Raw genomic sequence first — 391 nt, 5'->3', positions numbered from 1 at the left:
TTGTCTTATTTATGCTGTTTATTCTTTTCAGAGGAGGCAATGATCGATGGGAAAAGTAGGATCAAAGCGGAAAAAGAAAAATAGAAAAGCCAAAGAAGCACGTATAGCAAATAATACGCCTAGTCGAAAGGATTTGAGAAAGGAGAGTAAAATTGGTGAGTTCAAAAATAGATGAATCGATCAAAGAAATTGAACGATTAATTATCGACATGATGGATCGAAACCATGTAACCAAAATTCCTATGAATGTTTGCTTAAAACAATATGACGCGAAGGGGCGCATGATTTTTTTAAGTAGAATGAAATATTTTAGACGATTGAGGCGTTGGTATAAACAACAGCCTAGTGGTGTTTGTACTTATTTTGTTCGAGTATAAATAGCGAGAGACAG

General features: G+C 34.8%; 2 protein-coding genes. Both read left to right on the top strand.

What is annotated here, in order from left to right; translation table 11 throughout:
• Positions 1-46 precede the first annotated feature (46 nt).
• Complete coding sequence (locus tag AB3I00_RS14720; RefSeq protein ID WP_368025627.1) at positions 47-175, top strand: hypothetical protein; 129 nt, start codon at positions 47-49, stop codon at positions 173-175.
• The gene (locus tag AB3I00_RS14715) at positions 156-377 is read left to right on the top strand and encodes a hypothetical protein (RefSeq protein WP_368025626.1); all 222 of its coding nucleotides are present in this window, start codon (positions 156-158) and stop codon (positions 375-377) included. Before AB3I00_RS14720 ends, AB3I00_RS14715 begins: the two co-directional genes overlap by 20 nt.
• Positions 378-391 lie beyond the last annotated feature (14 nt).

The organism is Enterococcus sp. C76 (genome assembly GCF_040886985.1).
Lineage (GTDB): Bacteria > Bacillota > Bacilli > Lactobacillales > Enterococcaceae > Enterococcus_B > Enterococcus_B lactis.
This window is presented reverse-complemented; position numbering and strand designations above follow the sequence as displayed.

Excerpts from the sequence above, each read along its gene's own strand:
- AB3I00_RS14720 (WP_368025627.1), top strand. The coding sequence starts at position 47 with ATGGGAAAAGTAGGATCAAAGCGGAAAAAGAAAAATAGAAAAGCCAAA.